Source organism: Rhodopseudomonas infernalis (assembly GCF_022271405.1).
GTDB classification, from domain to species: domain Bacteria; phylum Pseudomonadota; class Alphaproteobacteria; order Rhizobiales; family Xanthobacteraceae; genus Rhodopseudomonas; species Rhodopseudomonas infernalis.
The window spans coordinates 38,079-46,965 of sequence record NZ_JAJNAL010000039.1 but is presented as its reverse complement, the minus strand read 5'-3'; the positions used below and the strand labels follow the sequence as shown (position 1 = coordinate 46,965).

The 8,887-nt window shown below is 65.7% G+C and carries 6 protein-coding genes; 3 read left to right on the top strand and 3 right to left on the bottom strand.

Features of this window, described 5'->3' with window-relative positions:
* Positions 1 to 297 precede the first annotated feature (297 nt).
* Complete coding sequence (locus LPW26_RS20970; protein ID WP_238737572.1) at positions 298 to 1,494, top strand: hypothetical protein; 1,197 nt, start codon at positions 298 to 300, stop codon at positions 1,492 to 1,494.
* 87 nt (positions 1,495 to 1,581) lie between these two features.
* Positions 1,582 to 3,096, top strand: coding sequence for a phytoene desaturase family protein (locus LPW26_RS20965; protein ID WP_238737571.1), 1,515 nt, complete (start codon positions 1,582 to 1,584; stop codon positions 3,094 to 3,096).
* Between the two features lie 240 nt (positions 3,097 to 3,336).
* Here LPW26_RS20965 and LPW26_RS20960 read toward each other — a convergent pair whose 3' ends face one another.
* On the bottom strand, positions 3,337 to 3,750 hold the full coding sequence (locus tag LPW26_RS20960) for an META domain-containing protein (protein ID WP_238737570.1): 414 nt from the start codon (positions 3,748 to 3,750) through the stop codon (positions 3,337 to 3,339).
* A gap of 135 nt (positions 3,751 to 3,885) precedes the next feature.
* Complete coding sequence (locus LPW26_RS20955; RefSeq protein ID WP_238737569.1) at positions 3,886 to 5,550, bottom strand: L-lactate permease; 1,665 nt, start codon at positions 5,548 to 5,550, stop codon at positions 3,886 to 3,888.
* A 254-nt stretch (positions 5,551 to 5,804) separates the two neighbouring features.
* Between LPW26_RS20955 and LPW26_RS20950 the strand changes: the two genes are divergently transcribed.
* On the top strand, positions 5,805 to 7,553 hold the full coding sequence (locus LPW26_RS20950) for an ABC transporter ATP-binding protein/permease (protein ID WP_238737568.1): 1,749 nt from the start codon (positions 5,805 to 5,807) through the stop codon (positions 7,551 to 7,553).
* A gap of 294 nt (positions 7,554 to 7,847) precedes the next feature.
* On the opposite strand, the gene LPW26_RS20945 is transcribed toward LPW26_RS20950, so the two are convergent.
* Positions 7,848 to 8,777 (bottom strand): TorF family putative porin, encoded by a 930-nt coding sequence (locus tag LPW26_RS20945; RefSeq protein ID WP_238737567.1) that lies wholly within the window; start codon positions 8,775 to 8,777, stop codon positions 7,848 to 7,850.
* Positions 8,778 to 8,887 lie beyond the last annotated feature (110 nt).

Here is an 8,887-nt window from a genome sequence, read left to right as displayed (position 1 = left end):
GCCCCGCGCCCCCCCCCCCCCCCCCCCCGCCCCCCCCCCCCCCGCCGCGCGACCCAGTATTGCAGGGCGTCAGCGATCATCAACGAGCTCTCTGGGATACTGGGTCCCCGCATACGCGGGGATGACGGCTGAAGTTGCGGCGGCGCTGCAGGAAACTCACGCGCTGAGCTCCGCTCTCCGCCCCTCCCGCCATGTTTTTTGGCGAACGCCCGGCGATTTGCTACGCAGGCCTTGGTTCGGTCCACTTCGAATCAAACAAGGCTTATAGCCACTAGAATCCTGCGAGGAATCCCCCCGATGCGCGCGCTCCTGTTCAGCCTGCTGATGCTGCTGCCTGCGACCGATTTGGCCCGTGCCCAGAGCAAGGCGGCCCCCAAGGCCGCCGCGCCGGCCTCCGAGGTGCACTACTTCACCGCGCTCGACGGCTTCATGGACGGCGCCGACGTCATCCTGAAGGAGACCCGGCAGGGCAAGGTGGTGACCTCCGCTGTGCTCGACGTCTGCTACGCGCCCACCAAAGGCTCCGACCACAAGGACCGCTTCGTCGCCAACCTGCAGGCCAACGGCCCGGCGCTGACCGGCACCACCCAGGCCAGCGGCGACAAGGCCCCTGTGACGGTGAAGCTCGCTCGCAAGCAGAACGGCGAGACCGTCGACTTCAAGGGCCAGATCAGTATCGGCAGCACGGTCCACGAGATCGCCTCGGTGGACAATTCCGATCTGAGCGAGAAGGAATATCTCGAGAACCAGTCGACCGACGACGCCATCGCGCCGGCGCCGAAGGACTTCACCGAGGTCTCGCCCGAGGCTGTCGGCGTCCGGGTCAGCCTCGAAGCCGCCGCTGATTTCCTGAAGACGCTGAAAGGCCAGAACCTGCAGGTCTCGCTGTCGAGCCTGAGCATCGGTTGCGACGCTTTGCGGGCCGGCACGCTGGTGATCAACCTGACCACCGATCCGGCCCGCGCCGCCGCGGTGATCGCCAAGGCCAAGACCTTTCCGGGCGTGACCGCCGCGGGCTGGACCAATGGCATCATCGAGCTCGATCGCACCATCCTGTTTCCGGCCGCCGGCTGGCGTGACGGCGACAAGCTCAATCGCGACAAGATCGCCACGACGATCGCCGGCGTGCTGGCGCAGACGCTCGGCGCAACGCTGGCGACCTCCGCCTGGAACGACGAGACCGGCAAGCTGAAGATGACCTTCAAGAAGCCGAGCGACCTGGTGCCGTCGCTGCAACTCACCGAGATCATCGAGGTCGAGGCGATGGTCAGCGCCGACAAGCCGGGCGCAACCGACAAGCTGCTGGTGTGGGTCGGTAACCCCACCGATACCACGGCGGACGAAACCACGGGTCCGAAGCTCGTCATTAATGACGATGCAACCGGCGACGAGGAAGCTGAGCCGCGCAGCGACGGCGGCGCGGTCGCGGCGCTGGCCAAGGAGCTGAAGGGGCAGCGTTGGGACTCCGAAAGCTCGACCTGGCAATCGCCGTAGCCGGAGCGGCCGCCCGCGGGCGGCCGTTTGACATGCCGCCGCGTTGCAGCAATGAAGCGCCCTTCTCGGCGGCAGGATTTCGGTTGAATGACGCGGACTGATGTAGTGGTGATCGGCGCCGGCCTCGGCGGCCTGACGGCGGGCGCGATCCTTGCCCGCGACGGACGCCGTGTGGTGGTGATCGAGCGCAGCAATTCGGTCGGCGGCGCCGCCTCGAGCTACAAGGTCGGCGACCTGTTCGTGGAGGGCTCGCTGCATCTCACCGGCGCCCCGCATCATCCGCAGGACCTCAAGCATGCCGCACTGGCCCGGGCCGGCGCACTGGACGGCGTGCAGTGGATCGCCACCGGCGCCCTTTACGAGATGCGCGGCGGTCCGCTCGATCCGCCGTTTGTGCTGCCAGCCGATTTCGACGGCGCGCACGCCGCGCTGATCTCACGTTTCCCAGAGGCTGCCGCCGCGATCGACCGCTTGCTCGGCGAAATGCGGCGGCTGGCGGTCGCCGCCGGCGACGGCGGGCTCGACGCGGTGTTCGCGCTGGCGCCGGAATTTCCCGACTGGTCGGCGTCGCTGGCCGACAAGCTGCAGGCACTGTTCGGCGACAACGAAGCGCTGAAATGCGCGATCGCCGGCAACCTCGGCTCCATCCACGACGACACCGCCGCGCTGTGGTGGGTGTCGTTCGCGATCGCGCAGGGCGGCTTCCTGCTGTCGGGCGCGCGCTTCGTGCAGGGCGGATCGCAGCGGCTGTCGAGCGCGATCGCGCGGCAGATTCGCAAGGGCGGCGGTGACGTGCTGCTGCGGCGGTTCGTCAGCGGCATCGAAATCGGCGAAGCCGGCGCGCCGAGCCGCATCACCCACACCGCACGCGACGGCAGCGACCCGCAGACCATCGAGGCGACGACCGTGATCGGCAACGCCGCGCCCGCCACGCTGGCGTCGCTGATGCCGGCGCCGCAGGCCGAGCGGCTCAACCACAGCAATGCGGATCGTCCGCTCGGGCTTTCCCTGTTCGCGCTGACGCTGGGCCTGTCGGCCCCGCCGCGCGAGTTCGGCGTCAGCAGCTTCGTGACACAGCTGCTGCCCGACTGGATGCGCACGCTGGCGTCCTACGCCGAGGGCAAGACGCTGATGGCCGGCGAGCCGGGCGACCGGATGCCGCCGCTCGCGCTTGCCGACTACGCGGCCATCGAGTCCGGCGTGCCGGCCCCGCCTTACGTGCTGTCGGTGGTCGGCCCGGACCAGCTGTCGAATTGGAACGGCCTGTCGCAAGACGAGTACCGCGCCAAGCGCGCGCGCTGGCAGCAGGCGATCGTCGCTTATCTCGATCGCTCCTATCCCGGGCTTGCAGCTGCGGTGACGGCGAGCTCGTTCAACGTCGCCCTGTCGGTGCAGCAATATCTCGGCGCGCCGGAAGGCTCGGTCTACGGCTTCGCCCCGTTGCCGCCCGATGGCAGCGGCAAGCCCTATCGCTCGCCACGCACCGTGCTGCCCGGCCTCTACCTCGCCTCGTCCTATTCAGGCATCGGCGGCCACAGTGGCGCCATCCAGTCGGCCGCGCTCTGCGCGGATATGATTTTGGCTGACGGAGCGGCTTCGTAACACTCGCGACCCGCACTCTCGTCATTCCGGGGCGCGCGCAGCGCGAACCCGGAATGACGAACGATGGGGCGTTTACTTGGAGAACCGACTCTACGCTCTCGTCATTGCGAGGAGCGAAGCGACGAAGCAATCCACGCCCCATGCACGGCGCTGGATTGCTTCGCGGAGCCTGTCATCGGGCGGCGCTTTGCGCCGACCCGTTGGCTCGCAATGACGGGGAGAGGTCTTGGCTCGCCTGAGTTAGTTCGTATTCAGCCGAAACCGCAGCGTCTCGCCGCCCGTGAAGGTGACAGTGTCGCCCTGACGCGACCATGTGGTTGCGGCCGAGAGCGCGGCCAGCAGGGCGTCGTCGGCTTGGGCGCGGTCGGGTGGGCAAGCGCGATTGTCGATGGTGCCGGGGACGAAGATCACGGTGTTGCCGGCCACCGAGAATTGCCCCGAGCCGCCTTTGCACCACAGCTCCAGCCGGGCTTCGCCCTTGTCGTCGATCTCGATCGAGGGGATTCGCTTCGACCCGGGCTTGGGCGGCGCGTCGAGCGTCATCTCCAGTTCGAACGGGAATTCGCTCGCGGGCTGCGCCGGCGCGACGCCGGCGGATCCAGCCAGGAGCGATGCTGCAAATGCGGCGAAGGTCAGCAGGGAAGTTGGTCGCATCATGCCTCGTCGGGTGTGGTGGCCGGATCTCTGTTTATCCCGCACGCAGCCGGCTTGGCCAGATTGCGACCACCCTGAAAACGTCAACCCCCGCGGCTCGCGCCGCGGGGGTTGCACCGTCGCGGTTCCGGATGGCTATTTCAGGACCATCGCGGTGAACGGATAGACGTAGGCCTGCAGCATCACCAGCACGCCGACCAGGCAGGCCAGCGAGATCGAATGCAGGAACACGTAGCGCAGGATCGTGCCTTCGTGGCCGTACCAGTTGGTCGCCGTCGAGGCGACGACGATCGACTGGGCGTCGATCATCTTGCCCATCACGCCGCCCGACGAATTGGCGGCGCTCATCAGGATCGGCGACAGGCCGAGCTGCTCGGAGGTGATCTTCTGCAGATTGCCGAACAGCACGTTCGACGCCGTGTCCGATCCGGTCAGCGCGACGCCGAGCCAACCGAGCAACGTACCGAAGAACGGATACAGCACCCCGGTCGCCGCGAAGGCGAGGCCAAGCGTGGCGTCGACGCCGGACAGCCGCGTCAGCGTGCCTATCGCCAGCATCGCCGAGATGGTGATCAGCGAGATCGCACACAGCCGAATGGTGCGGCCGTATTCGACGATCATCTTGGCCGGCGAGATGCCCATCAGCACGCCGGAGACCAGCGCCGCCAGCAACATGCCGGTGCCGGTGAACGACAGATAGGTGAAGCTGAACACCGCGGCTTCCGGCGTCGGCTTGGCGGCGACCGGCGGCACCTTGTTGATCATGTTGTGCAGCTCGGGCACCGGGTAGTTCCAGACGAAGATCGCGTTGGCCCAGCTCTTGAACATGCCGGTGCCCCAGATCAGCATCACGATGCAGACGATGATCCACGGCAGCAGCGCGCCCCACAGCTGCGACTGAGTGAGCTTGGTGGTGTCCATCGGCTTCGGCGGCTTCATGGTCGCGGCCGATTCGTCATTGCCGCGCAACTTCGGCGACAGCCACAGTTCCTTCGGCTGCCACACCTTGAGGAACAGGATCAGGCAGCCCATCGAGATCAGCGAGGCGCCGATGTCGACGATCCACGGATTGATGTAGTTCGAGATCACGAATTGCGGGATCGCGAAGCCGACGCCGGTGACCAGGATCGCCGGCCAGATCTGGATCATGCCGCGGAAGCCGGCGAACGCCCAGATCAGCCAGAACGGCACCAGCAGCGAGAAGAACGGCAGCTGCCGGCCAACCATCGCGCCGAGGGTGTAGGGATCGAGGCCGGTGACCGACGCGAGGCCCTGGATCGGCGTGCCGAGCGCGCCATACGCCACCGGCGCGGTGTTGGCGATCAGCGACAGGCCGGAGGCCGCGAGCGGCGAGAAGCCGAGCCCGATCAGGATCGCCGCGGTGATCGCCACCGGCGTGCCGAAGCCCGAGGCGCCTTCGAAGAACGCGCCGAACGCGAACGCGATCAGCAGAAGCTGCAGACGGCGGTCTGTGGTGACGCCGCCGATCGCGCGCTGCAGGAGTTCGAAGCGGCCGGTCTCGACCGTGATGCGATATAGAAAGATGACGTTGAGGACGATCCAGCCGATCGGGAAGAACCCGGTGACGACGCCGAGCAGCGAGGCGCGGATCGACATGTTGGCCGGCATGGTGAAGACGAAGATCGCCACCAGGTTGGCCAGGATCAGCGCGATGATCGCCGCGAGGTGTGCCTTCACTTTGCCACTGGCGATCAGCACCAGCAGCGTGACGACCGGGATGGCCGCCGCCAGTGTCGACAGCGCGGCGCTCCCGAATGGATTATAGATCTGATTCCACATCCGAATTCCTCCCTGGAGTTCGAGCGGCCGGCTTTTTCTGCCGATACCAAGAAGGGAGCGCGCCGCGCGGGTAATTGAGCCGCAGCGCACTGCCGCTCACAACCTCGCGAAATCGGCCAGCTACCATCCCCCGCCGTTGGCTTCATGCTAGGGTGCGACAAAGGGGCGCGACAAGCCGCGGTAGGTCGATTTACCTACAACTTTCGTCTAGCGCGCCGCCGTTCGGAGGCGCCGCATCCGGAGAAGCTCAGCCTGTGACAAATATCCGATCCACCCTCGCCACCGTCTGGCGGATCGCCGCGCCCTACTTCAAATCCGAAGACAAACGCATGGGATGGACGCTGCTGACGGCGGTGGTGGTCATCGAACTCGCCGTCGTCGGACTATCGGTGCTGTTCAACCGCTGGAACAACGTGTTCTACACCGCGCTGCAGGAGCGGAACTTCGACGTCTTCGTCTATCAGCTCAGCTATTTCTGCGTGCTCGCGGCGATCTTCATCGCGCTCAAGGTCTATCAGCTCTATCTCAACCAATGGCTGCAGATCCGCTGGCGGCGTTGGATGACCGAGCGCTATCTCGGCGACTGGCTGCACGACGCCAACCACTACAAGATGCAGCTCCTTGGCGACGCCGCCGATAACCCGGACCAGCGGATCGCCGAAGACACCCAGCTGTTCGTCGAGCGGACGCTGTTGCTGGGCGTCGGGCTGCTCAACGCGGTGGTCACCCTCGCCTCCTTTGTGGTGATCCTGTGGGGTCTGTCCGACGAGGCGCCGCTGCACGTGTTCGGGCGGGACATTCCGATCCCGGGCTATCTGGTGTGGGGCGCGCTGATCTACGCGATCGTCGGCACGGCGCTGACGCACTGGATCGGCTCACCGCTCGCCGATCTGAACTTCCGCCAGCAGCGCTTCGAAGCCGATTTCCGCTTCAACCTGGTGCGGGCGCGGGAGAACGCCGAACAGATCGCGCTGCTGCGTGGCGAGCCGGCCGAACGCGGCAAGCTGGCGTCGCGGTTCGGGCTGGTGGCCGACAACTTCATGCGGATCATGACCCGCACCAAGAAGCTCACCGCGTTCACGGCGAGCTACTCGCAAGCCTCGATCATCTTCCCCTACATCCTGGTCGCACCGGCCTATTTCGCCGGAAAGGTCCAGCTCGGCGGCCTGATGCAGACTGCGTCCGCATTCAGCAGCGTGCAGGATTCGTTGTCGTTCTTCATCACCGCGTATCGCACCCTCGCCGAATGGCAATCCGTCGTCGCCCGACTCGACGGCTTCGAGACGGCGATCAAGAGCGCCGATGCGCTGCGCGCCAATCCCGGAGTGGCCCGAATCCGCAGCAGCAGCGACGCCATCGCCTTCGACAACCTGAAGCTGACGCTGCCGGCCGGGCAGCCGCTGATCGCCGCCGACGATTTTCAGATCAACACCAAGGAGCGGACCCTGATCGCCGGCCCGTCGGGCTCCGGCAAGTCGACACTGTTTCGGGCCATTTCGGGGATCTGGCCGTTCGGCTCCGGCTCGATCGCGATCCCGGCCGACGCTACGCTGATGATGCTGCCACAGCGGCCGTACTTCCCGGTCGGCGAGTTGCAGGCCGCGATCGTCTACCCATCCGAAACCAGCGCTTTCACCGCCGCGCAGGTCGGTGAGGTGCTGAAGGAGGTCGGCCTGCCCGCACTGGCAGATCGCCTCGGCGAGCACGGCCATTGGAACAGAACGTTGTCACTCGGCGAGCAGCAGCGGCTCGGCGTCGCCCGCGCGCTGCTCCACGCGCCACAATATCTGTTCCTAGACGAGGCCACCGCCTCGCTCGACGAGCCGTCCGAAGCCACGCTGTACCGCCTGCTCGATCGCAAGCTGCCGGGCACCACCATCGTGTCGATCGGCCACCGCTCGACGCTCGACGCCTTCCATCAGCGCAACGCCGTGCTGAGCCGAGCCGGCGATATCTTCGAGCTCCAGGACAAGGTGCAAAGCCCGGCGCCAGCGGGAGGCTGAGCAGGAAGGCGGTTCCACCGTTCCAAGCGTCGTCACCCGCGAAAGCGGGTGATCCAGTCTTGCAGATCGTGTGTTCACGAGCTCGAGCGGACCAACGAACGCTCTGGGATACCGAGGTGCCCGGACAAGCCAGAGCGATGACGGCATGGCGAGCCGAGCGGGATCAACCCAGCGGCAATCTGGCTTTTATCAGTCCAGGCCTTTCATCAGCACACTGCAGCAACAGCCCTCGCAAACGAAAAGGGCGGCAGATTGCTCTGCCGCCCTTGATAAGCCCCTGGAGAAAGGGGGGATTTACTTGACGCTGGCCAGCGACAGATCGGCCGACAGCTTCGCCACGAAACGGGCGCCGCACCAGTTGGAGGTCACGCCGTTCGAAGTGAAGTCCGAGGTGATCGCCTGGCAGCCACCCTTGGAGAGATCGGTGTCGGTGTAGCGCAGGTCGAGCGTGAACACCTTGTAGGTGAAGCCGACGCCGACGTTCCAGGTGTTGTAGTCCGGCAGAGCCGTGAACAGGTAGAACGCGTCGGTCGTGCCCAGCCACTGACGGCCGTACTCACCCGAGATGTACGAACCGATGCCGCTGGTGCCGAAGAAATTGCTCGGCATGGTGATCTTGGCGTTCACCGCGGCGTAGGTGCCTTCGGTACCGAAGCGCAGGAAGTCCGGCGAGTAGTTGACGCTGGCACCGGCGGTGAAGACGTCGTTGAAGGTGTAGTTCACCTTTCCGTACACTTCGTAGAACGACACGTCCTTCTTCATGGCGTTGCCGTTGAAGATGGCGCTCGATCCGAGCGGGCAAACCACGCCGCCGCCCTGCACGTAGTCGATGCACTGGCCGCCCGGATAACCGTAGTACCAGAAGCCGAAGTCGAACGCGACCGGACCGAAGGTCGGGCGGATACCGGCGTATCCATCGATCTCGACCGCGGCGCGGTTGGTGAACGAGATGCTCGAGGCCGACACACCGGCATAGAGCTGCAGGTTCGGATTGATGTTGTAGCGCGGCTCGAAGTAGCCGGTCACCGACGGCTGATGGTTGGACTGGGTGATGCCGCGGAACACGTATTCACTCGAGATCGAGGTGCCGAAAGCGATGTCCCAGGGATCGACCGCCACGATCGGCGGAGCCTTGGTGTAAACTTTCGCGGGCAGATCGGCGGCGGAGGCCGAAGTTGCGCCGACAGCGAGCAGAGCCGCGACCGACAGAAGTGCTTTGTTCATTGTGATCCCCATCGATTTAAAATCCAGCCCGACCCGAAGTCCAAGAGACGCGACATCGACCTGCTAAGTAACTCACACACAATCTGCGGCGAAGGGTCGGAACCGTGAAG